Annotated in this window: 19 protein-coding genes and 2 pseudogenes; 6 read left to right on the plus strand and 15 right to left on the minus strand. The window is 73.9% G+C overall.

What is annotated here, in order from left to right; genetic code table 11:
* Positions 1–28 precede the first annotated feature (28 nt).
* The 8 genes and pseudogenes from thrS to BJ982_RS26610 all read right to left on the minus strand — a co-directional run bounded on the left by thrS (position 29) and on the right by BJ982_RS26610 (position 7,109).
* Positions 29–1,333 carry a threonine--tRNA ligase gene (gene thrS / locus BJ982_RS26575; RefSeq protein WP_275411657.1) on the minus strand — a complete coding sequence of 435 codons (1,305 nt, stop codon included), beginning with the start codon at positions 1,331–1,333 and terminating at the stop codon, positions 29–31.
* Between the two features lie 152 nt (positions 1,334–1,485).
* A complete protein-coding gene (locus BJ982_RS26580; protein WP_184884439.1) occupies positions 1,486–2,625 on the minus strand; it encodes a serine hydrolase domain-containing protein in 1,140 nt (379 codons plus the stop codon).
* A gap of 173 nt (positions 2,626–2,798) precedes the next feature.
* A complete protein-coding gene (locus BJ982_RS26585) occupies positions 2,799–3,131 on the minus strand; it encodes a hypothetical protein (protein ID WP_184884441.1) in 333 nt (110 codons plus the stop codon).
* Between the two features lie 21 nt (positions 3,132–3,152).
* A complete protein-coding gene (locus BJ982_RS26590; RefSeq protein ID WP_184884443.1) occupies positions 3,153–3,614 on the minus strand; it encodes a response regulator in 462 nt (153 codons plus the stop codon).
* Positions 3,615–3,618: 4 nt separating this feature from the next.
* Complete coding sequence (locus BJ982_RS26595; RefSeq protein WP_239122627.1) at positions 3,619–3,996, minus strand: helix-turn-helix transcriptional regulator; 378 nt, start codon at positions 3,994–3,996, stop codon at positions 3,619–3,621.
* Positions 3,997–4,209: 213 nt separating this feature from the next.
* Positions 4,210–5,217, minus strand: a pseudogene (locus BJ982_RS26600) (carboxylesterase family protein); the annotation flags it as partial.
* Between the two features lie 165 nt (positions 5,218–5,382).
* A complete protein-coding gene (locus BJ982_RS26605) occupies positions 5,383–6,054 on the minus strand; it encodes a response regulator (RefSeq protein WP_184884445.1) in 672 nt (223 codons plus the stop codon).
* A complete protein-coding gene (locus tag BJ982_RS26610) occupies positions 6,051–7,109 on the minus strand; it encodes a sensor histidine kinase (RefSeq protein WP_184884446.1) in 1,059 nt (352 codons plus the stop codon). Before BJ982_RS26610 ends, BJ982_RS26605 begins: the two co-directional genes overlap by 4 nt.
* Before the next feature lie 325 nt (positions 7,110–7,434).
* Between BJ982_RS26610 and BJ982_RS26615 the strand changes: the two genes are divergently transcribed.
* The 4 genes from BJ982_RS26615 to BJ982_RS26630 all read left to right on the plus strand — a co-directional run bounded on the left by BJ982_RS26615 (position 7,435) and on the right by BJ982_RS26630 (position 12,299).
* Positions 7,435–8,556 carry a calcium:cation antiporter gene (locus BJ982_RS26615; RefSeq protein ID WP_203958797.1) on the plus strand — a complete coding sequence of 374 codons (1,122 nt, stop codon included), beginning with the start codon at positions 7,435–7,437 and terminating at the stop codon, positions 8,554–8,556.
* 82 nt (positions 8,557–8,638) lie between these two features.
* Entirely contained in the window at positions 8,639–9,607 is a 969-nt protein-coding gene (locus BJ982_RS26620) for a pyridoxal-phosphate dependent enzyme (RefSeq protein WP_184884448.1), read from the plus strand.
* Between the two features lie 174 nt (positions 9,608–9,781).
* Positions 9,782–11,002: a sensor histidine kinase gene (locus BJ982_RS26625; protein ID WP_239122629.1), complete on the plus strand. Its 1,221-nt coding sequence runs from the start codon at positions 9,782–9,784 to the stop codon at positions 11,000–11,002.
* 151 nt (positions 11,003–11,153) lie between these two features.
* Positions 11,154–12,299: a carbohydrate-binding protein gene (locus tag BJ982_RS26630; RefSeq protein WP_184884452.1), complete on the plus strand. Its 1,146-nt coding sequence runs from the start codon at positions 11,154–11,156 to the stop codon at positions 12,297–12,299.
* Positions 12,300–12,464: 165 nt separating this feature from the next.
* Here the strand turns inward: BJ982_RS26630 and BJ982_RS26635 are convergent, their stop codons facing one another.
* Positions 12,465–12,626: a hypothetical protein gene (locus BJ982_RS26635; RefSeq protein ID WP_184884454.1), complete on the minus strand. Its 162-nt coding sequence runs from the start codon at positions 12,624–12,626 to the stop codon at positions 12,465–12,467.
* 267 nt (positions 12,627–12,893) lie between these two features.
* Here BJ982_RS26635 and BJ982_RS26640 point away from each other — a divergent pair, with 267 nt between their 5' ends.
* On the plus strand, positions 12,894–15,716 hold the full coding sequence (locus tag BJ982_RS26640; RefSeq protein WP_203958798.1) for a BTAD domain-containing putative transcriptional regulator: 2,823 nt from the start codon (positions 12,894–12,896) through the stop codon (positions 15,714–15,716).
* 45 nt (positions 15,717–15,761) lie between these two features.
* On the opposite strand, the gene BJ982_RS26645 is transcribed toward BJ982_RS26640, so the two are convergent.
* Positions 15,762–16,334 (minus strand): helix-turn-helix domain-containing protein, encoded by a 573-nt coding sequence (locus BJ982_RS26645; protein ID WP_184884457.1) that lies wholly within the window; start codon positions 16,332–16,334, stop codon positions 15,762–15,764.
* A 47-nt stretch (positions 16,335–16,381) separates the two neighbouring features.
* Between BJ982_RS26645 and BJ982_RS26650 the strand changes: the two genes are divergently transcribed.
* Positions 16,382–17,269, plus strand: coding sequence for a class I SAM-dependent methyltransferase (locus tag BJ982_RS26650; RefSeq protein ID WP_184884459.1), 888 nt, complete (start codon positions 16,382–16,384; stop codon positions 17,267–17,269).
* A gap of 15 nt (positions 17,270–17,284) precedes the next feature.
* On the opposite strand, the gene BJ982_RS26655 is transcribed toward BJ982_RS26650, so the two are convergent.
* From BJ982_RS26655 to BJ982_RS26670, 5 genes and pseudogenes are all read right to left on the minus strand, one after another.
* Complete coding sequence (locus BJ982_RS26655) at positions 17,285–18,022, minus strand: SDR family oxidoreductase (protein ID WP_184884461.1); 738 nt, start codon at positions 18,020–18,022, stop codon at positions 17,285–17,287.
* Positions 18,019–19,236, minus strand: coding sequence for an acetyl-CoA C-acetyltransferase (locus BJ982_RS39685; protein ID WP_184884462.1), 1,218 nt, complete (start codon positions 19,234–19,236; stop codon positions 18,019–18,021). The genes BJ982_RS26655 and BJ982_RS39685 overlap by 4 nt, the downstream gene beginning before the upstream one ends.
* A 71-nt stretch (positions 19,237–19,307) precedes the next feature.
* Positions 19,308–19,826 (minus strand): aldehyde dehydrogenase family protein, encoded by a 519-nt coding sequence (locus BJ982_RS39690; protein WP_239122630.1) that lies wholly within the window; start codon positions 19,824–19,826, stop codon positions 19,308–19,310.
* A 79-nt stretch (positions 19,827–19,905) separates the two neighbouring features.
* Positions 19,906–20,823: pseudogene (locus tag BJ982_RS40990) on the minus strand (aldehyde dehydrogenase family protein); the annotation flags it as partial.
* The gene (locus BJ982_RS26670; protein WP_184884465.1) at positions 20,820–21,782 is read right to left on the minus strand and encodes an amidohydrolase family protein; all 963 of its coding nucleotides are present in this window, start codon (positions 21,780–21,782) and stop codon (positions 20,820–20,822) included. The pseudogene BJ982_RS40990 and the gene BJ982_RS26670, both read right to left, overlap by 4 nt.

The raw sequence follows: 21,782 nt of genomic DNA on the forward strand, positions 1-21,782 counted from the left end.
AGGCAGGGAGATATGGGCGGCGTACCGGTCAGGCGGGTATGTCCCACAGGTTGGTGGTGTGGGTGCCGACGAGCCGGGCGATGCGGGCGAGCATCTCCTCGCACGGCCGGGCGGGCAGGCGGCGGCCGTCGCGCAGGCGCAGGGCCACCTCCTCGCCCGCGGCCTCCCGCGGTCCGATCACCGCCTGGTAGGGCACCAGCCGCTCGCGCCGTACCCGTGCCGCGAGCCCGCCCCGATCCGGGCCGGAGATCCGCGCGCGCAGTCCCTGGTCCAGGCAGCGTTCCAGCAGCCGCCCGGCGGCTTCCCGTTCGGCGTCCGAGATGGGCAGCACGACGACCTGGGTGGGGGCGAGCCAGGCGGGGAAGGCGCCGCCGTGTGCCTCCAGCAGGTGGGCGACGGCACGCTCCAGGCTGCCGATGACGCTGCGGTGGACCATCACGGGCCGGTGCCGGGCGCCGTCGGGGCCGGTGTAGCGCAGGTCGAAGCGTTCGGGCTGGTGGAAGTCGGCCTGGACGGTGGACAGGGTGGCCTCGCGTCCGGCCGGGTCGGCGATCTGGACGTCGATCTTGGGGCCGTAGAAGGCGGCCTCCCCTTCGACGGCGTCGTAGGCCAGGCCGAGGCCGTCGAGCACCTCGGTCAGCACGGCCGCCGCCCGCCGCCACATCCCGGCCCCGGCCACGTACTTGCCGCCGGGCCCGGGAAGCGACAGCCGGTAGCGGGCGGGGCGGATGCCCATCGCGGCGTGGGCGTGGCCGATCAGCTCCAGTGCTCCGGCGGTCTCGGCGGCGACCTGGCCGGGGGTGCAGAAGATGTGCGCGTCGTTGAGCTGGATCGCCCGCACGCGGGTGAGCCCGCCGAGCACCCCCGACGGTTCGGCGCGGTACATGCCGCCCAGTTCGGCGATGCGCAGGGGCAGCTCGCGGTGGCCGCGGGCGCGTGAGCGGTAGATCAGGGCGTGGTGGGGGCACAGGCTCGGGCGCAGCACGACCTGTTCGCCGCCCATCGCCATCGGGGGGAACATGTCCTCGCCGTAGTGCGCCCAGTGGCCGGAGATCTCGTAAAGCTCGCGTTTGGCGAGGACGGGGGAGTACACGTGCCGGTATCCGGCGCGGCGTTCCAGGTCGCGGACGTACTCCTCCAGGGTGTGGCGGACGATGGCGCCGTCGGGCAGCCAGTACGGCAGCCCGGCGCCCATGAGCGGGTCGGTGTCGAACAGCTCCAGCTCGCGGCCGAGCCGGCGGTGGTCGTGCATGGCGGTCTCCTCGCGGACGGCGGGGCGAGCGACCGGACGCCAAAGCCCCGGGGCGCTCGCCCCGGGGCTTGGAAAGAACAGTGGTCAGCGCGCCGGGACACTCCTCGGCGTCGTCGTCACACAGGCACGCTTCATACCGCGGACGCTAGCAAAACGCCCCCCGCCCGCGCGCGCCCCTTTCCCGGCGGCCCGCGGTCCGTACCGGAACCGACGTGACCCCGCCGGGGACCGTCTCAGCCGGTGACGCAGGCGCGTACCGCCGCGACCAGGCGGGTGGCGCGGGGGTCGCCGTAGCCGATCATGCGGTTGGTGACGTAGGCGAAGCCGAGGCCGAACTCGTCGTCGCCGAAGGCGTACTGGCCGCCGGCGCCGTCGTTGCCGAAGCCGCGCGCGCCCGGCAGGGGGCGGAAGGCGCAGTCGAGCAGGAAGCCCGAGCCCCAGCGCTGGCCGGCGTCCATGCCCGACCAGGTCGTCCCGGAGGAGAGTTCGCGGAGCGCGCCGGTGAGGGTGTCGCGGGTGAGCAGCGGCGCCGTGCCATCGATGCCGGTGACGGCCGCGGCGTACACCCCGGCCAGGCCGGTCGCCGAGGCCACCGCGCCCGCCCCGGGAACCTCGGCGCCGAGCAGCGCCGGGTCGTTCCACCCGTGCGGCTCCTCAAGGCCGGGGAAGGCGAAGGCGCCGTTCATCGTCACCATGCGCATGATCAGCGACTCGGCGGGCGGCATCGGGGGGCGTCCCTCGGCCTCGGACAGCCGGGCCAGGTGTGCCGACTCCTCCGCCGGCAGGCCGATCCACGCCCGCAGCCCGAGCGCGTCGCCGAACGCCTGGCGGAAATAGGCGCCGGGGGTGAGCCCGGTGATCCGGCGGATCACCTCGCCGACCAGGAAGCCGAAGACGTGCGCGTGGTACTCGTAGGCCGTGCCCGGCTCCCACAGCGGGCGCTGCTCCTCGATGGCGCGCACCACGGGCGTCCAGGCCGGCACCTCCTCGAAGGACAGCGTGCGGTCCAGCACGGGCAGTCCGGCGCGGTGGCCGAGCACCATGCGCGTGGTGATCGCCTCCTTGCCCGCGGCGGCGAACTCCGGCCAGTAGCGGGCCACGGGGGCGTCCAGGTCCAGCCGTCCCTGCTGGGCGAGCAGGTGGGCGCAGACGCTCACGATGCCCTTGGCGCAGGAGAAGACCGGGACGATCGTGTCCTGCTCCCACGGGCGGCCGGTGCGCGCGTCGGCGACGCCGCCCCACAGCTCCACGACCTTGCGCCCGCCGGCGTAGACGGTGACGGCCGCGCCCAGCTCACCGGGGTCGGCGAAGCCGGCGGCGAACGCCTCCGCGACCGCTCCGAAGCCCTCGTCCACCCAGCCGTTGTGCTCCACGTCCCGATCTCCCTGCTCATGCCCGCGGCGGACCCCGCGCGGCACCTGACCGGCACTGCCACCGGCGTCACGACCCGCGACAGGCTACGCGGCGCGCGGTGACCCGCTCCAGCGATTTACCGGGCGGGGCCCCTTGCGGGACCGGCGCGTGCGGCCGCCCGGACGGGCCGTGGTCAGGCCGCCGACCGCGCGAGATCTCCCTCGGGGCAGGTGACGAGGATCTCGCCGGTGTCGCGGTCCGGGACGGCCGCGTAGCCGGCGCCGGTGAGGACGGTCAGCAGCGCCAGGTGGACCGCTTCCCGTACCAGCCGGTGGGCGGCGGGGTTGCGGGCGCGCAGGCGAGCGGCGGTCTGCCAGCTCACCACCACCCCGCGGACCGGGTCGTCATGGAGGCGTACGTCGCACTCGATCGCGCCGGTGGCCGCGCCGACGAGGTAGCCGGCGCGGGTGAGCTCGAGACGGATCGCGTCGATCGACGGGGCAGGTGCGGCCGGGCAGGGCATCACGACAGACTCCGCTTTGGCTGATCAGGCGGCCGGCACGTCCAGGCCGGGCAGACGGGCGGTGCGGGAGAAGAACGCGTTGATGTGCTGGACGGCGGCGGTCAGGCCGGTGAAGTCGACCGGTTTGGTGACGTAGGCGTTGGCGTGCAGCCGGTAGGAGGTGGCGATGTCCTCCTCCAAGCCGGAGGTGGTGAGGACGACCACGGGAATCGAGCGCAGGGAGGGGTCGGATTTCATGTGCCCGAGCACCGTGCGCCCGTCGCATTTGGGCAGGTTCAGATCGAGCAGGACCAGGTCGGGACGCGAGGCGTCGGCGTAGGCCGCGTTCCGATGCAGGTAGTCCAAGGCCTGCTCGCCGTCCGCCACCACGACGACCTGGATGGCGGCGGTCAGGGCGTGCTGGTCCAAGGCCTCGCGGATCAGCAGCTGATCGCCGGGGTCGTCCTCCACGACCAGCAGTACCAACGCCCGCCGGGACTGGTTCATCGGCTCAGGCCTTTCCGCGGTGGTGCGACGGGACGGAGTCCGTCGAGCGGACCTGGTCGTGGCTGGCGAACATCGCCAGAAGCCCGGCGACGCGATGGTCGGCCTCCGCCGGGTGGCGGAACGGACGGCTGGGGTCGACGCTGTAGTGGTTGCGCCGTCCGACCCGGGTGCGCGTCAGGTAGCCGGCCTCTTCCAGGTCGGTCACGATGGCCTGGGCGGCACGCTCGGTGATACCGATCCCGGCGGCGATGTCGCGCAGCCGCGCGTCCGGGGAGCGGGCGATCTCCACCAGCACCCGGGCGTGGTTGGTGAGGAAGGTCCAGCTCTTGTGCTCCGCTCCGTTCTCCGTCCCGTTGCGGATCATGTCCCCGGAAAGCTCCACGGCCTCCTCCTTCGCCCACGACTCGGTCGCCTGTGACCCGAACAGTAATGCACGAGACGCGACTACCGAATCATACTTCCTGAATCAGATCTCGTCACTACCTGTTCCTGTGACAGGGTCGCCGCTGAGCGACGACCCTCGGGGACGTCCGAACCGAACGGGTGCGCCACCCGGCTGGCGGGTGGCGCACCCTTCGGCTGTGCGGTCGCGGGGCTAGTCGAACGGGGCGTACCTGTTCCAGAAGCCGCAGTTGTGCTGCTTGGCGATCTCGGTGGTCATGACGCTGTCGCCCGCGGGCGCCAGGGACATCACGGCCGGGTTGGAACGGGTGTACTTCGACCAGTACGGCGTGCCGTCCACCGTCGGGTCGCCCGTGCGCGCGAACCCGGTCCACTGCGCGACGAGCTGGTTGCCGAGCGTCTGCTGGTTGGCGCTGGCGTTGGTCATGGCGGACTGCAGGAACTGGTTCTCGTTGACGTGGAAGGCGCCGTTGGGCTTGCTCTGGTCCACGAACGACGCCGGCGGCGCGTCGGCGTTGGCGTTGACGAACCCGAACACCGTGATGTGCCGGGACAGGCGCTCGTTGTTCAGCAGGGAGGGGCAGACGGAGTTGGAGTCGGCCAGGATGGTGCGGAAGGCCACGTACGGCGCCGGGGCGGGGAAGCGCTTGAGCGGGTAGCGTTCGAACACCTCACGCGCCAGCGGGCCGTACTGCTCCTTGACCAGCGCCTCGTACTCCTCGGGGGTCTCGGCCACCCGCATCTGGGTCTCGTCGCGGTCCACGCCGTGGATGAGGGTCACCTTGTTGACGCGTCCCTTCTCGAACGCCTCGGCGGGGGACATGGTGAGGATCTCGCCGTCGACGATCGGGCCGAGCGTGCCCTGGTCGGGGGCCATGCCGTTGCCGGCCTTGTCCAGCAGGGTCTTGGCGGGTATCCGCCGCAGGCACGCCGCCACCTGCCGGTCGGCGTCCCGGCCCTGCGCCTCGCAGCCGAGGGCCGCGGCGAAGCGCTCGCCGGCCTTGCCGGCCTCCTGCAGGGTGGGCAGCCTGGACTTGCAGTCCTGGGCCTGCCAGGTGGTGTTGACGCCGCGCAGCGAGTTGTACTCGCCGCTCATCGCGATGCCCTTCTGGAACAGGCCCTTGGCGACCGGGGATGCCGTCTGGGCGCACACGCTGGACCCGCCGGCCGAGGCGCCGTAGATGGTGATGTCGCCCGGGTCGCCGCCGAAGTGCCGGGGCGATCACCGGACCCGCGTCGGCGGCGAACGGTCGAATCGTCTCGACCGGCGGCCCGCTGTTCCGCCCACGCCCAGGCGTGCTCAGGCGTGCTCAGTCCGGCGGGTGTCCCGCGACGACGGCCCGGCCCGGCCGCCGCGGGGCGGGCGTCATGGCTCGATCAGGCCGGCGCGGATGGCGTGGCGGGTGAGCTCCAGACGGTCGCGCAGGCCGAGCTTGGCCAGGATGTTGGCGCGGTGCCGCTCCACCGTCTTGACGCTGATCACCAGCATGTCGGCGATCTGCTTGCTGGAGTGACCCTCGGCGATGAGCTTGACGATCTCCTCCTCGCGCGGGGTCAGCACGGTGTCGGGCGCCGGCTCGCCCTGCCGGTGGCGCAGCAGGTAGTCGCGGATCAGCGCGGTGACCGCGCCCGGGTAGAGGAACGGCTCGCCGCGCATGGCGGCCCGGCAGGCCTCCAGCAGGTCGCGGTCGGCGACCGACTTGAGCACGTATCCGCAGGCGCCCGCCTTGAGCGACTCGAACAGGTACTGCTCGTTGTCGTACATCGACAGCATGAGCAGGCGGATGCCGGGCGCCCGGCGGGAGATCTCGCGGGCGGCCTGGATGCCGGTCATGCGGGGCATGGCGATGTCCAGGATGGCCAGGTCGACGCCGGGGTCGGCGCCGGAGCGGGTGGCCAGCTCGACGGCCTCGGCGCCGTCGCCCGCCTCGGCCACCACGGTCAGGTCGGGCTCGGCGTCCAGGATCATCCGCAGCCCGTGCCGGACCAGCGCGTGGTCGTCGGCGAGCAGGATCCGGGTCGGGTGGCCGGGGGTCATGTCGCCTCCTGGACGGGCGGGGGGACGGCGTGCGGGGGGCCGCCGCCGGGCGGGGCGGGCACGGTGAGCCGCACCTCGGTGCCGCCGCGGGGCCGCTCGCCGATGGACAGGCCGGCGCCGATGAGCAGCGCGCGCTCGCGCATGCCGCGGATGCCGGTGCCCTCGCGGATCGGCCCGCCGCGCCCGTCGTCGGCGATGCGCAGCACCACCGCGCCCTCCTGTTCGGCCCGCAGGGAGACCTCCACGTGCGAGGCGCCGGCGTGGCGTGCCACGTTGGTCAGGCCCTCCTGGGCGATGCGGTAGATCACCAGCTCGGCCTCCCCGCCCATCCCGGGCAGCCGCGGGTCCAGCAGCCGGGTGACCGGCACACCGCTGACCTCGGAGAACTCGCTCATCAACGCGTTCATCGCGGCGGGAAGGCCGAGATCGTCCAGCACGCCGGGCCGCAGCCGGCGGGCGATGCGGCGCACCTCGTCCAGGCTCGCGCGGACGGTCTCCTGCACCGTGCGCAGGTCCTCGCGCAGGTCCTCCGGCGCGCGGTCCACGCCGCGCTTGAGGCCGAGCAGGACCACGGTCAGGCTCTGGCCGATCTCGTCGTGCAGCTCGCGGGCGATGCGCTGGCGTTCGGCCTCCTGGGCGGCCAGGGCGTGGGCGCTGCTGGCGCTGCGCTCGGCCTCCAGCCGGTCCAGCATGGCGTTGAACGTCCCGACCAGGGCGCCGAGCTCGCCACCGCCGCCGGGGCACCGCGCGGAGGGGCGCAGCAGGTCCACCCGTTCCATCAGCGCGGTCAGCGCGGCGAGCGGCGCCAGGCCGCGGCGCAGCAGCAGCGCGTTGGCGCCCAGCATCAGCGCGAGCCCGGCCGCCAGGACGGGCACCTCGGTGAGCAGCACGGGCGAGGAGATCGTCGCCGGTGACAGGGCCAGCACCGTCAGCCCGGCGGCGAACACCAGCCCGTTGATGAGCATGATCCGTCCGAGCAGCGCCGAGGCCATCGGGCGGGCGCGCCCGCGGGCGTCCCGGCCCGGCCCGGCGTGGCGGCTGGCTGCAGCGGTCATGCCTCCAGCCTGCCGGACCCGGGCGCGGGGCGTCCATCGGCGTCACCCCTCATCGGCGCGGCACGCCACCCGCGCGGACCGTCCCGGTCTACAGGGTCGCCACCAGGGAAAATGGGTGCCGGTACCGATGGCGGGGTCCCGGCGGCGGGCGAAAGACTGAACGACGGGGATCCCCACCAACGTGAAGCCGCCTGCGACGTCCCGGCGAGATGGGACGGCGCCGGCGGCGCGACGACCGGCCGTGACAGGACGGCGGGCCCGGACCGGCGGGCCGGCCTTCTAGTTACCAGGCACCATATATCGGCATATCGACGGAGGTTCTTTGGTGAACGCCCCACCGGCCGCCACGGTCACCGGCTCACCGCTGGCGACGGTCGCCAGAATCGTGCCCATCGTGGCCGTGGGCGTGCTGATCGGGGTGTGGGGACGCACGCTGCCCGTCGCCGTCGAGGTGGTCGTGGTCGCGCTGCTGGCCGCCTCGGTGCTGGCCGCGGTGCACCACGCCGAGGTGGTCGCGCACCGGGTGGGGGAGCCGTTCGGCTCGCTGATCCTGGCCGTGGCCGTCACCGTCATCGAGGTCGGCCTCATCATCACCCTGATGATCAGCGGCGGCCCGGCCACCGCGTCCCTGGCCAGGGACACCGTCTTCGCCGCCGTCATGATCACCTGTAACGGCATCGTGGGCCTGTCGCTGCTGCTCGCCGCCCTGCGCACCCGCACCGCCCGCTTCAACGCCGAGGGCACGGGCGCGGCGCTCACCACGGTCATCACGCTGGCGACGCTGAGCCTGGTGCTGCCCACCTTCACCACCAGCGCCCCGGGCCCGGAGTTCTCCCCTCCGCAGCTCGCCTTCGCCGCCTTCGCCTCCCTCATCCTGTACGCGCTGTTCGTCTTCGTGCAGAGCGTGCGCCACCGCTCCTACTTCCTCACCCCCGGCGCCGGCGAGGTCCGTGACGGGGAGGACGACGACGCCCACGCGGCCGGCCCGTCCAACCGCACCGCCCTGATCAGCCTCGCGCTGCTGCTGGCGGCCCTGGTCGCGGTCGTCGGCCTGGCCAAGGTCGAGTCCGGCACGATCGAGCACAGCGTCGCCGCGGCCGGGCTGCCGCAGTCGGTGGTCGGCGTGGTCATCGCCCTGCTGATCCTGCTGCCGGAGACCCTGGCCGCCGCGCGCAACGCCCGCCGCAACCGCACCCAGATCAGCCTCAACCTGGCACTCGGCTCGGCCATGGCCAGCATCGGCCTGACCATCCCCGCCATCGCCGTGGCCTCGATCTGGCTGTCGGGCCCGCTCGTGCTCGGCCTCGGGGCCCTGCAGATCGTGCTGCTGGCCCTCACCGCCGGGGTCGGCATCCTCACCGTCATGCCCGGCCGCTCCACCCTGCTCCAGGCCGCCGTCCACCTCGTGCTGTGCGCCGCCTACCTGTTCCTCGCCGCCAACCCGTGACCCCGCGCCACCGGAGGTATGCTCGGCCTCACCCGGGCGACCGCCTGTGACCGCTCCGAGGGAAGGGCCGCGAGGACACGCCATGGCCACCGCTCCGCCCGTGTCGTTCGACGACGTCCGCGCGGCCGCCGCCCGCCTGGAGGGCGTCGCGCACCGCACCCCCGTCCTCACCTCCCGCACCCTGAACGCCCTGGTCGGCGCCGAGGTGTTCATCAAGTGCGAGAACTTCCAGCGCGTCGGCGCCTTCAAGTTCCGCGGCGCCTACAACGCCGCCGCCCGGCTCGCGCACGAGCGGCCGGCCAAGGGCGTCGCCGCCTACTCCTCCGGCAACCACGCCCAGGCCGTCGCGCTGGCCGCCCGCGAGCTGGACGCCCGCGCCGTCATCCTGATGCCCGCCGACGCCCCCCGCTCCAAGGTGGCGGCCACCGCCGCCTACGGCGCCGAGATCGTCACCTACGACCGCTACACCGAGGACCGCGCCGCGCTCGGCCGAGCCCTGGCCGAGGAACGCGGCCTGGCCCTCATCCCGCCCTACGACCACTCCGACGTCATCGCCGGGCAGGGCACCGCCGCCCTGGAACTGCTCCAGGAGACCGGGGAACTCGGCGCCCTCGTCGTGCCGGTCGGCGGCGGCGGCCTCATGGCCGGCAGCGCCATCACGGCCACGGCGCTGCACCCGGCGATCCGGCTCATCGGCGTGGAACCGGAGAACGGCGACGACACCAAACGCTCCCTGGAGAGCGGCCGGCGCGTCACCATCCCCGTCCCCCGCACCATCGCCGACGGCCAGGCCCTGGCCACCCCCGGTGAGATCACCTTCGCCGTCAACCGGCGCCTGGTCGAGGCCATCGCCCTGGTCGGCGACGAGGAGATCGTCCACGCCATGCGCTTCGCCTTCGAACGCCTGAAGATCGTCCTAGAACCCAGCGGCGCCACCGCACTGGCCGCCCTCATGGCCGGCCACCTCACCCCCCTCCCACCCCGAATCGGCGTCATCGCCTCCGGCGGCAACATCGACACCCGCAGATTCCGCGAACTCGTCGGCGACTGACCCCGTCGTGACACATGGCGGCCGGGACACCTATCGTTGTGGATCACGGCCGGTGGGCAGGCGGCCGTGCCATCGGCCGGTGGTCCGGCGGTGGCCCGCGCGGGCAGCGTTCCAGAAGTCTGGAGTTCGAGGATGCCGACGCACTCCACGGCCGGCCGGGCCGGCCGGTGGGGCATGTCAGCCCGGTCCCACGCCACCATCGACGCGCTGGAACACCTCGTCGCCGGGGTGGCCACCGCCACCCTGGCGCTGGTCGCGCTGCTCGGGCTGGTGATGATCGCGCTGCTGTGCCTGGCCGGGGTGGGACTGCTCCTGGCGCCCGCCACGCTGGGCGTGCTGCACGCCGCCGCCGACCGGGAGCGCGGCCGGCTGACGCGCTGGGGGCCGGAGCTCATCGGCCCCGAACCCCCGCCGCGCGAACTGCGCGCCGCGCTGGCGAGCCCGACCGTGCGCAGGGAGGTGGGCTGGGCCGCCTGCCACGCGACCGCCGGCCTGGTGCTCGGCGTGATCGGCATGACGTTGCCGTTCGGCGCGGTGGTCGGGCTGACCTTCCCGCTGTGGTGGTGGGTGCTGCCGGACCAGGGCGGCATCGTCATCGGGCTGTGGACGTTGAGCGCCCAGGGCCTGCCGGACACGCTGGGCGTGGGCGCGACCGGCATGCTGTGGGTCGTGCTGTGCCTGCTCCTGGCCCCCGGCCTGGCCCGGCTGCAGGCCTGGCCGGGACGCCGGCTGCTGCCCGCCGCCCCCGGCACCGACCTGGCGCTGCGGGTCGCCCACCTCACCGCGACGCGGGCGGCGGCGCTGGACGCGCACGCCGCCGAGCTGCGGCGCATCGAACGCTCGCTGCACGACGGCACCCAGAACCGGCTCGTGGCGGTCACCGTCCTGCTCGGCGCCCTCCGCCGCGCCATGACCCGTGACCCCGCCACCGCAGAAGAGATCCTCGACCGCGCCCAAGGGGCGGCGGAACAGGCCCTGGCGGAACTGCGCGCGGTGGTGCGCACGATCCTGCCCCCGGTGCTGGAGAACCGGAGCCTGGCCGACGCGCTCACCGGGCTGGCCGCCGCCTGCCCGATCCCCTGCACGGTCACCGCCGACCTGCCGGGCAGGTGCGCCGTCTCGGTGGAGGCCACCGCCTACTTCGTGGCGGCCGAAGCCCTCACCAACATCGCCCGGCACAGCCGGGCCGCGCACGCCACCGTCACCGTCCACCGGGACGAGGACCGCCTGCGCCTGCGGGTCACCGACGACGGCCACGGCGGCGCCGACGAGCGCGCCGGGTCCGGCCTCTGTGGGATCCGCCGCCGGGCCGAGGCGCACGACGGCACCTTCACCCTGACCAGCCCGCCCGGAGGACCGACCGTCCTGACGGTGAGCCTGCCCTGCGGAGCGTGACCGCCGCCCGCGCGGCGGCGTGACCGGGCGGGGGCCCATAACACCCGGATATGAGAACTTGTTGCTATCCGTAACGGAGATCCGGTGTCAGCGTGAGGGGAGGCGGTGTGCGGCCCGGTCGCGCCGCGGAGGTGGGAGGGAGGCACATGACGTGAAGCGCTTGGTCCGCCTTTGCGCGGTGGTGCTGGCGGCGGTGATGGCCGGGAGCCTCGCCGACCCCGCCCTCGCCATCCCGCCCGAGCCCGACTACACCGTCGCGCTGACCGAGACCTCGGGCACCACCGACCAGGGGGGCGTGGCGAGCACCACGTTCACCAGCACGGTCATCACCGGAGGGACGAGCATCGCCCTGTCGGCGAGCGGCGTGCCCGAGGGGGTGACCGTGACCTTCGCCCCCGAGTACACTTACAGCGGCGGCGGCTCGGCCGTCGCGATCACCACCTCGCGTTCCACGCCGCCGGGCACCTACCCGATCGGCATCGACGCGCGGGCCGGCAAGAGCCACTCGGTGACGTACACGCTGACCGTCGTCCCGGCCGACCCGGCGAACGACTTCACCGTGGCGCTGAGCGACCCGGCGCCCACCGTGGACCGCGGGACCTCCGGCACCGTCACCCTGACCAGCGCCGCGGGCGGCGCGGCGCCGCAGAGCGTCGCGCTGTCGGCCGTGGTCGCCCACCAGGGCATCGGGGTGTCCATCGCGCCCGCGACGATCACCAGCGGCGAGAGCGGCGTGATCACGCTGTCCCCGGCGAACCTGCCGTTCGGCTCCTACAACGTCATCGTCTACGCGTCCGGCGCCGTCAGGCGGGCCGCGGCGCTGCGGCTGACCGTACGCGACGGGCGTCCCGACGACTTCTCCGTCCGGCTGCTGCCCGCCGCCGCGACGGTCGACGCCGGGCAGGGGTCGAGCACGACGGCGCTGCTGCAGACCACCCAGGGCCGCAGGCAGCGGGTCACCTTCTCCTCCTCCGGCGCGCCGGAGGGCGTGACCGTCACCGGGTGGCCCAGCCCCGCCGACAGCGACGCCTACGTCGCGGTGCGCGTGGTGGTGGGCCAGAAGGTGCCCGGGGGCACCTATCCGATCACCCTGGCCTTCACCGGCAGCGTCACCCACACCGCCACCTACACCCTGACGGTGCGGCCGCGGGTCATCCCGGCCTGGAAGCCCAACTACGTCTACTTCATCGGCGACCTGGCGGGCTACGACGGCGTGGTCTACCGGTGCACCTACCAGCACACCTCCATGCCCGGCTGGGAGCCGCCGCGCATGCCGAGCCTGTGGACCGTCTGGTGACAGGCGGGAAGGGGCGCGGCCCTCGGCCGGGTCCGCCCGGCGGCGGCTCGTGCCACCGGGGTACCCGGCGCGGCAGGTGGTGACCAGGGCGCCGGTCTCGGCGTAGCCGGCCGAGGACACCCCGGCCCGGCGGAGGACGCGGGTACCGGCCGCTGTCGTGGTGGTTCAGGCTCCCCTGCCGCCGCGGGGGCCGCTGGTGGTGAAGCCGGTGGTCGCGGCGGTGCCCGCCGTGATGCGCGTGCCCGCCCGGGCGGGCACGGCCAGGCCGGTCGGACGGGTGTGAATCCCCACCGTGGTCATGACCGCGGGGTTCCTTGTGGAGGCCATTTTCGGTTTCCTTTCGCGTGGGCCGGAATGCGCGGCCGGTCGGCGCCCCGGCGGCCGTCCCGTCTTTTCGGGAAAGCGGCGTGCGGCCGTTTTCCGAGCGGTCGGGCCGCCGTGGGCCTTTGACGGTTCCGAGCGTGCCGCCGGCCGCGCGAGTACGGCTTTCATGGCGCCTTAGTGGCTGGTCGGAAAGGTTCGGCGCCGATCGTTCCGCTCGTCTTCTTCTCGCGGGCTACCGTAGGTTCAGGGGCGGGGGTCCGAGGAGGTTGCGTGGGGGAGGCCCTGGGGACGATTCGGTTTTCGTTACTGGGTCCGCTGAAAGCGTGGCGGGACGAGGAGGAACTCGATCTGGGCTGGGCCCGGCAGCAGGCGGTTCTGGCGGTGCTGCTGCTGGAGATGAACAGGCCCGTATCCGTCACCGCGCTGGTCGACGCGGTCTGGGGTCACGATCCGCCGCGCAACGCGCGCAGCACCGTGCAGACGTACGTCAGCCGATTACGGCGCGTCCTGCAACCGGGTCTGCCCTCGAACGCGCCGGGGGCCGTCCTGGTCTCCACCGACGCCGGCTACCAGGTGCGCGGCGATCCGTCGGAGCTGGACGTCGCGGTCTTCGAGCGGCATCTGGCGGCGGCCCAGGACCATCGCGAGCGGGGCGACGCCGAGGCGGCGGTCCGGCGGGCGGCGGCGGCGCTGGCCCTGTGGCGGGGTGAGCCCTTGGGCGGTTTGCAGGGCCCCCGGATGGAGGCCGAGCGCAGCCGGCTGTCGGAGCGGCACGGCCTGGCCAGGGAACTGCGGGCGGCGGTCCGCGTGGAGCTCGGCCAGAGCACCGAGGCCATCGCCGAGCTGACCCGGCTGATCGGCGACTTCCCGCTGCAGGAGCGCCCGCGGGCGCTGCTGATGCTCGCGCTGTACCGCGCGGGCCGCCAGGCGGACGCCCTGGCGGCGTTCCAGGACGTCCGCCGGCTGCTCGCCGAGGAACTCGGGATCGACCCAGGACCGGAACTGCGCGACCTGCACGAGCGGATCCTGCGCGGCGAGGACGACCTGGCCGGACCCGCGCCGCGCCCCGCCGCCGCGCCGGACGACGGCGCGGAGGGCGGCGCCGCCCCCGGTCCCCACCATCGCCTCGACCGGGCGGCACGGGAACTGGCGCTGGCCGTCACCCAGCAGTGGACGGCCGAGGCCGCGCGGTCCCTGTACCGGCCGAAGCCGGTCCGCGTGCGCTGGTCCAGCACGGGGCGGCCCATCACCGCCACCGCCTCCGCGGTGCTGGGCGAGGCGCGGGCGGGGCGGGCCGAGCGCGTGGAGCTGCGCGGCGATCTGGAGGAGCTGGTCGCCGCCTTCCGGCGGCTCCCGGCGCGTCAGCTCGTGATCCTCGGCGAGCCCGGCGCGGGCAAGACGGTGCTGGCGACCCTGCTCACCCTCGGCCTGCTCGACGCCCCCGAGCCGGGCGAGCCGACGCCGGTGCTGGTGCCGCTGTCGTCCTGGAACCCCCGCCGCGATCACCTGCACACCTGGCTCGCCCGCAAGCTGGTCGAGGACTATCCGGGCCTGGCCAACCGGACGGCCTACGGCCCGGACGCCGCGGCGCGCCTGGTGAGCACCGGACGGGTCATGCCGGTCCTGGACGGCCTCGACGAGACCCCGCCGGGCCTGCACGCGCTGGCGATCGACGCGCTCGACCAGGCGATCGCCGGCGGCCGTCCGCTCGTGGTCACCTGCCGCAGCACCGAGTACGAGAAGGCGGTGCAGCACGGCGGCGCCATCCTGGCCAGGGCGGCCGTCGTCGAGATCGAACCGGTGGACGTCGACGACGCGATCACCTACCTCACCGCGCGCCGCCGCCTCGGCGACGACCGCTGGAACCCCGTCGCCGAGCATCTGCGGGCCCACCCGGAGGGGCCGCTGGCCGCCGCGCTGTCCACCTCTCTCATGGTGGACCTGACCCGCGGCGCCTACGCCGATCCCACCGGCGACCCCGCCGACCTGCTGGACGACGTCCGCTTCCCCGGCCAGGCCGAGATCGAGGAGCACCTTCTCGACGCGTTCCTGCCCGCCGCCTACCGGCCGCGTCCGCCCGCGCCGGGCGCCCCGCCGCAGCCTCCCTCGCGGTACCGGCCCGAGCAGGCCGAGCGGTGGCTGACCTTCCTGGCCGGTCACCTGCGGCGCCGGCACACACACGATCTCGCCTGGTGGGAGCTGGCCGACGGCCTTCCGCGCCGCACCAGGGGGCTGGTACTCGGACTGCCGCCCGCCCTGCTGTCCGCGCTCACCGGGTACCTGGCGGCGGGACCGGGGGCCGGGCTGGTCTACGGGGCCTCGTTCGCGCTGGCCGGCGTCATCGCCAACGGGCGGGGCAGGCGGGCGGGGCCGGTCCGGGTCGAGACCCGGTTTCGCGGCACCACGGGCCGTTTCCTCACCCGGTTCGCGATCGGCCTCACGGTCGGCGTCGGCCTCGGGCTCGGCTGGTCGCTTCCGCTGTCGGTGACGCTCATGCTGTGCGCGGTGTTCGGGCTCGCGACCGGCTCGCACGTCTGGCTGGACACCCCGGCCGACGCGACGCGGGCCTCCAGCCCTTCGGCCGTCCTGCGGCAGGACCGCGTCGCCACCCTGTCGCTCACGCTGTCCACCGTGCTGGCACTGGGCCTGTTCTACGCGACGGCCTACACCTTCAGCGGGGACGTGCGGCTGATCCCCGTGCTCGGCGGCGTCTTCGACCTCGAACTGGCCGTGCCCGCGGGCGTGGCGGCGGCCCTGCTCGGCCGTTCCCTGTTCGGCAGGGTCGGCGCGGTCACCTACGGGCTCGCGGGCGCCGCCGTCGGCGGCCAGGTGATGGCCACCACGAGCACCTTCGCCTTCGGACTCGTCGTCGGCCATCTTTTCGGGCTCGCGGTCGCTCTCGGCGTCACCTCGTCCCGGGCGTGGGGCGCGTTCACGGTCACCCGGGTCTGGCTGGCCCTGACGGGACGCGCGCCGCTGCGCCTGATCCGGTTCCTCGACGACGCCCACCGGCGCGGCGTGCTGCGCCAGACCGGCGGGGTGTACCAGTTCCGCCACGCCCGCCTGCAGGACCACCTCGCCAACGGCCGGTAGCCTCGCCGCTCGTCACGATCCCCGCGCGAGCGGGGGCCCGCCCGGTCAGGGGGAGAGCAGGTGGGTGCGCCGGCCGTCGTGGTCGAGGATGGCCAGGACCTCCGCGGGGCCGTCGTGGGAGCCGAACGCGTGGGGGATCATGGTGGAGAACTCCGCCGCCTCGCCGGCCTGGACGCGGATGGTGCGCTCGCCGAGCAGCAGCACCAGCGTTCCCGACAGGACGGTGAACCAGTCCCTGCCGGGGTGCACCTTCATCTCGTCCACGCCGCGCCGCACGGGTTTGGTGAAGCGGATCCTCGCCACGGTGAAGCCGTCGGGGCCGGACCTGCTGCTCAGCGTCCAGGACGTCCGGCCCCGCGCCTCGTCGTATCGCGGCTTGATCACCACGTCCTCGTCGCCGACCGGTTCGACGAGCTGGTCCAAGGTGGTGCCCAGGGCGCGGGCGATGGAGGTGAGCTGGTCCAGGCCGATGCGCCGGTGGCCGGTCTCGATGCGGCTCAGCGTGGAGGGGCTCATGTAGCAGCGCCCGGCCAGCTCGTCGAGCGACCAGCCCAGGGCCACCCGCATGCCCCTGATCCGCTGCCGCACCAGGACGTCCACGGAATCCTCTTGCGTCATACGCAAGATGGTATGCCGCACGAGCAAGCGGCTCGTAGGGTCGGACCATGACGAACCACACGCACCATCATGGCCACGCCGGCCATGCCGGTCACGGCCACCACCACGGCGCCGCGCACGACGACGCGGCCCTGGCGGAGATGCTGGACCTGGACGCCGAGATCCTGCACCCGATGGTGTCGGAGATGACCGCCTGGCTCGCGGAACTGGCCGGCGAGCCGGCTCCCCGGCGCATCCTCGACCTCGGCAGCGGGACCGGAAGCGGCGCCTTCGCGCTGCTGCGCCGGTTCGACGACGCCGAGGTGACCGCCGTGGACGCCTCGGACACCATGCGGGAGCGCCTGCTGCGCAACGCCCGCGAGCAGGGGCTCGCCGGCCGGATCCACGCCGTCCGTGCCGACCTGGACGAGGGATGGCCCGCCGTGGGCGCCGCCGACCTGGTGTGGGCGTCGGCGTCCCTGCACCACCTGGCCGACCCCGGCCGGGTGTTCGGCGAGGTGCTGGCCGCGCTGCGCCCCGGCGGGCTGTTCGCCGTGCTGGAGATGGAGTCCTTCCCGCGGATCCTGCCCGACGACCTCGGCGTGGGCCGTCCCGGGTTGGAGGCGCGCTGCCACGCCGCCCTGAAGGAGCGCCGCCGCCATGACATGCCGCTCATGGGCGCCGACTGGGGCGAGCTGCTGTCGGAGGCCGGCTTCGCCGTCGAGGCCCGGCGCGATCTCACCCTCACCCTGACCACCCCGCCGCCCGATCTCGCCGACCGCTACGCCCAGGTCATGCTGGAGCGCCTGCGCACCCACCTGCGCGACGACCTGGACGCCGAGGACCTGGCCACCCTGGACGCCCTCCTGGAGGCCGGCGGGCCCCACGACGTCCGGCACAGGACCGACCTGACGGTCCGCGCCACCAGACCGGCGTGGGTGGCCCGCCGGCCCTGAGCCGGCCTCGGCGGGTCACATCGCCATTCCCCCGTCCACGGGCAGCACCGCCCCGGTGATGTACCCGGCCTCCCGGGAGGCCAGGAACCCCACGGCCGCGCACATCTCCGCGGGGTCGGCGAACCGGCCCATGGGGATGGCGGCCGTCATCTCCTCCCGCTTGGCCTGCGGTATGGAGGCGATCATGCGGGTCTCGGCGTTCGGCGACACCGCGTTGACCGTGATCCCGAAGCGGGCCAGCTCCTTGGCCGCGGTCTTGGTGAACCCGACGATGCCCGCCTTGGCCGTGGAGTAGTTGGCCTGGCCGACGTTGCCGCGCAGGCCGGAGTAGGAGGTGACGTTGACGATCCGGCCGTAGCCGCGGGCCCGCAGGTGCGGCACGACGGCCCGGGTCATGCGGAAGGTGCCGCCGGCGTGGACGGCCATCACCCGCTCCCAGTCGTCGTCGGTGAGCTTCCACAGCACCGTGTCCCTGAGGATCCCCGCGTTGTTGACCAGCACGTCCAGCCGCCCGTGCCGGTCCACGACCGACGCGACGGCGGCGTCGGCCGAGGCGGTGTCGCTCACGTCGCAGCGCGACCATCGCGCGCCGATCTCGGCCGCCGTCGCGGCCACGCCGTCCCCGTCGAAGTCCAGCAGGTGGACCTCCGCCCCGGCGCCGGCGAAGAACCGGCCGACCGCGCGGCCGATTCCCCGGGCCCCGCCGGTGACCAGGACCACCTGCCCGGAGTAGTCGAACGACAGCGTGCTCACGACAGGCGCTCCAGGATCATCGCCATTCCCTGGCCGCCGCCCACGCACATGGTCTCCAGGCCGATCTGGCGGTCTCGCGCGCGCAGCGCGTTGATGAGCGTGGCGGTGATCCGGGCCCCCGTCATGCCGAACGGGTGCCCGAGGGCTATGGCCCCGCCGTTGACGTTGAGCTTGTCCTCGCCGACGCCGAGCGCCCGCGCCGAGGGGATCACCTGGGCGGCGAACGCCTCGTTGATCTCGACCAGGTCGACGTCGCCGATCGTCATGCCGGCGCGGGCGAGCGCCCGCCGGGAGGCGTCCACCGGGCCGAGGCCCATGATCTCCGGGGACAGGGCCGACACCGCGGTGGCGACGATCCGGGCCAGCGGGGTCAGGCCCAGCTCGGCGGCCTTGACGTCGCTCATGACGACCAGGGCCGCGGCGCCGTCGTTGAGCGGGCAGCAGTTGCCCGCCGTGACGGTGCCGCCGGGGCGGAAGACCGGCTTGAGCGCGCTCACCGCCTCCAGGGTGACGCCCGGGCGCGGGCCGTCGTCGGCGGTGACCACGGTGCCGCCGGGCAGCGTGACCGGGCTGATCTCGCGGGCGAAGAACCCGTCGGCGACGGCCTTCTCGGCGAGGTTCTGGCTGCGCACGGCGAAGGCGTCCTGGTCGCGCCGCGACACCTCGGCGTACTGGGCGACGTTCTCGGCGGTCTGGCCCATGGTGATGTAGAGGTCGGGCGCCGCGCCCGCCTCGCGGGGGTCGGTCCAGGGGTCCGCGGCGTCGACGCGGTCCCGGGTGCGGTGTTCGGCGGCGGCCAGGCGCGGGTTGTGCGTGCCGGGCAGGTCGTCGGCCACGCCCTGCCCGTAGCGGCTGACCGTCTCCACTCCCGCCGAGACGAACACCTCGCCTTCGCCGGCCTTGATGGCGTGGAAGGCCATACGGGTGGTCTGCAGGCTGGAGGAGCAGTAGCGGTTGACCGTCACGCCGGGCAGGTGGTCCATGCCGGCCAGCACCGCCACCGCGCGCGCCAGATTGTGGCCCGACTCGCCGGCCGGCTGGGCGCATCCCAGGATCAGGTCGTCGAGGTCGTGCCGGTCCAGCCCGGGCACCTTGGCCAGCGCCGCCTCGACCATCTGCGCGGCGAGGTCGTCGGGCCGCATCGCGGCCAGCGACCCCTTACGCGCGCGTCCGATCGGCGACCGCGCGGCCGCGACGATCACTGCTTCTGGCATGCGTGTTCTCCTCTGTGTGCCGCCGGACGGTGTCGCCCGGCTCGTGTCACGGGCTCCTGGCACCGTCCCGCTCATGGCGCCGGCCGCTCGATCGCCTGCCAGCGCGGGACCGGTGTCCTGCCGTTCGGGACGCGCAGCAGCCGGGGATAGCCGTACTCGCGCAGCGTCTCCAGGGTGTGCTCCCTGCCGTAGCCGCTGGCCTTCACGCCGCCGAAGGGGCTCCCGGTCAGCATGCGGTTGTAGTTGTTGACCAAGGTCATGCCGGTCTCCAGGCGGCCGCAGATCCCGATCGCCCGGGAGACGTCCGCGGAGAACACGCCCGCGATGAGGCCGTACTCGGTGTCGTTGGCGATCGCGACGGCCTCGTCGTCGCCGGCGAAGGTCATGACCGCCGTCACCGGCCCGAAGATCTCCTCGCGGGCGACGCGCATGTCGCGGGTCACCCCGTCGAAGACGGTGGGGGCGACGTAGTACCCGCCGGCGAGATCGGGGTCGGCGGGCAGGGGCGCCCGCGCGCGGACCGTCGCGCCCTCGGACGTGCCGATGCGGATGTGGTCCAGGATCCGGTCGCGCTGGGCGGCGGTGACCACCGGGCCGACGTGCGTGCCCGGGCCGGGCGCCCGGGCCGACGACCAGGCGCTCGGTCGCCTGCGCGAACAGGGACACGAACTCCTCGCGCACGGACTCCTGGACCAGGATCCGCGACGCGGCGGTGCAGGCCTCACCCTGGTTGAAGAAGGCTCCCTCGACGGCCCAGGCCACCGCCGAGGGCAGGTCGGCGTCCTCGCAGACGATCAGGCAGTTCTTTCCGCCGAGCTCCATCAGGGTCGGGGTGTGGTTGACCGCCGCCGCCTGGATGACGGCCCGGCCGGCGCCCGGCGAGCCGGTGAAGGCGACCTTCCTGACGCCGGGGTGGGTCACCAGGATCCGGCCCTGCTCCGGCCCGCCGTGCACCACCGACACCACCTCGTCGGGGAGCACCTCGGCGACGAGCTCGCAGATACGGGTCGGCGTCATCGGGGTCTGCTCGCCGGGCTTGAGCACGACGGCGTTGCCGGCCGCGAGGGCCGGCGCCAGCTTGCCGCCGGTGTGGATCGGCGGCCAGTTGAAGGGGATGATCGCGCCGACCACCCCGTACGGCACCAGCTCGGTGGTGTCGAGCGAGAACGGCGTGTGCCGTGCCTGGCCGTGCTCGGCGACGATGGCCCCGGCGAAGAAGTCGAACAGGCCGATGCAGGCGAACACGTCGCCGCGCGCCTGGTCCAGCGGCTTGCCGTTCTCCCGGGTCTCCATCCGGGCGATCTCCTCGGCGTGGGCCCGGAGGGTGTCGGCGACGGCGTTCAGCGCCCTGGCACGCTCGGCGGCAGGCCGGGCCGCCCAGACCGGCTGGGCCGCGGCCACGCGCGCGACCGCCGCGCCGATCTCCTCGCCGCTGTGCGGGCGAACCCAGGTGATCTCAGAGCCGTCGGCGGGATCGTTGACCACGAACGGGTCGAGATCGCTCTGGCCGGCCCATCGGTGCTGGTAGAGCTCCACTGGTCGCGTATCCGTTTCTGCTCGTCGGTGTTCGGGCGCGGGCGGGTTCACAGGCCCAGCACACGGCGGGCGTTGCCGTGGGCGACCTTCTCCTTGACCTCGTCGGACAGGCCGGCCTTCTCGACCGACGCCACCGCCGCCGCGGTGTCCTCGTAGGGGTAGTCGATGGAGAACATCACCGCGTCGGCGCCGGCGGTGAGCACCGCCGCCTCGACCGCCTCGGGGGCGAGCACGCCGCTGGTGGTCAGCAGGATGTTGGTGCCGATGTACTGCGACGGCATGCGGTTCAGCGGCGTGTCCACGCGCAGGGTCCGGTACCGGGAGTCCAGGCGGGAACGCTGGAAGGGCAGGAACTCGCCCAGGTGGCCGAGGATGAGCGTCGCCCGCGGATGCCGGTCGAACACCCCCGCGTAGATCAGGCGCATCGCGTGGCCGCCCGTCTCGGCCTGCCAGCTCCAGCTCGCCCCGTACATCTCGGGGCGGCCGCGCATGACGTGCCAGTCGTCGGCGGGCACCGAGCCCGGGTGCAGGTAGAGCGGCACCCCGAGCTCCTCCAGCGCGCTCCACACCTGCTCGTACGCCGGGTCGTCCAGGTACCGCCCCTGGGTGTGGTCGTTGACCAGGGCGCCCACGAAGCCGAGGTCGCGCACGCAGCGCTCCAGTTCGGCCACCGCGGCCGCGGGATCCTGCAGCGGCAGCGCGGCGAACCCGCGGAACCGGGAGGGGTGCCGGGCGACGGCCTCGGCGAGGAAGTCGTTGGCGAACGCGGCGTTGTCCACGGCCGTACGGGGATCGGTGTCGGCCTGGACGCCGGGCACCGTCAGCGACAGCACCTGGACGTCGATGCCGTGGGCGTCCATGTCGGGCAGGCGGTACTCCTCGAAGTCGGGGAGCAGCCGCCCGCACAGCTCGGCGTACTCGCCGGTCACGCGGATGCGCATCGGGGTGGCGGGCTGGCGCGCGGCCAGCTCGGGGATCGCGAACGCCTCTTCCAGGGCGATGTAACGCAT

Origin of the sequence: Sphaerisporangium siamense, from assembly GCF_014205275.1 — a bacterium.
Classification (GTDB): domain Bacteria; phylum Actinomycetota; class Actinomycetes; order Streptosporangiales; family Streptosporangiaceae; genus Sphaerisporangium; species Sphaerisporangium siamense.

Bases quoted from the DNA above. Each gene is read 5' to 3' on its own strand.
- BJ982_RS26620 (WP_184884448.1), top strand. From the start codon at position 8,639: ATGGCCACCGCTCCGCCCGTGTCGTTCGACGACGTCCGCGCGGCCGCC.
- BJ982_RS26605 (WP_184884445.1), bottom strand. From the start codon at position 6,054: ATGACCCCCGGCCACCCGACCCGGATCCTGCTCGCCGACGACCACGCG.
- BJ982_RS26635 (WP_184884454.1), bottom strand. From the start codon at position 12,626: ATGGCCTCCACAAGGAACCCCGCGGTCATGACCACGGTGGGGATTCAC.
- BJ982_RS26625 (WP_239122629.1), top strand. From the start codon at position 9,782: ATGTCAGCCCGGTCCCACGCCACCATCGACGCGCTGGAACACCTCGTC.
- BJ982_RS26610 (WP_184884446.1), bottom strand. From the start codon at position 7,109: ATGACCGCTGCAGCCAGCCGCCACGCCGGGCCGGGCCGGGACGCCCGC.
- BJ982_RS39685 (WP_184884462.1), bottom strand. From the start codon at position 19,236: ATGCCAGAAGCAGTGATCGTCGCGGCCGCGCGGTCGCCGATCGGACGC.
- BJ982_RS26670 (WP_184884465.1), bottom strand. From the start codon at position 21,782: ATGCGTTACATCGCCCTGGAAGAGGCGTTCGCGATCCCCGAGCTGGCC.
- BJ982_RS26650 (WP_184884459.1), top strand. From the start codon at position 16,382: ATGACGAACCACACGCACCATCATGGCCACGCCGGCCATGCCGGTCAC.
- BJ982_RS26590 (WP_184884443.1), bottom strand. From the start codon at position 3,614: ATGAACCAGTCCCGGCGGGCGTTGGTACTGCTGGTCGTGGAGGACGAC.
- BJ982_RS26645 (WP_184884457.1), bottom strand. From the start codon at position 16,334: ATGACGCAAGAGGATTCCGTGGACGTCCTGGTGCGGCAGCGGATCAGG.